The organism is Pseudomonas sp. SIMBA_067 (assembly GCF_046534675.1).
Classification (GTDB): domain Bacteria; phylum Pseudomonadota; class Gammaproteobacteria; order Pseudomonadales; family Pseudomonadaceae; genus Aquipseudomonas; species Aquipseudomonas putida.
The window spans coordinates 1-344 of sequence record NZ_JAWRYH010000160.1 but is presented as its reverse complement, the minus strand read 5'-3'; the positions used below and the strand labels follow the sequence as shown (position 1 = coordinate 344).

Here is a 344-nt window from a genome sequence, read left to right as displayed (position 1 = left end):
ATTAAAGGTACCATTTTAAGTTTTAATAAGGCCGCAGAAACGATTTTTGGCTGGAAAGATAATGAGGTCATTGGCCTAAATGTAAAAATATTGATGGCTGATGATATTGCTAATCAACACGATGCTTTTTTAAAAAACACCACAAACCATGAAGTAAAGCGTGTGATTGGCGTTAATCGTGATGTGTGGGCAAAACATAAAAATGGTCATCAATTTCCAATTCGACTAGGGATTGGTGAAGTAAAGCAATTGCAAACTGAAACACTATTTGTTGGCTTTATTACCGATTTAACTGAACAAAAAGCATTACAACAAAGCTTAATTGAAAAAGAGCGACAATATCG

1 protein-coding gene is annotated in these 344 nt (G+C 34.3%); it reads left to right on the top strand.

Annotated features, from left to right (window positions below):
* Nucleotides 1-344: PAS domain S-box protein (locus SB765_RS28515; RefSeq protein ID WP_410932344.1), on the top strand; the 344-nt coding region annotated here is incomplete at both ends.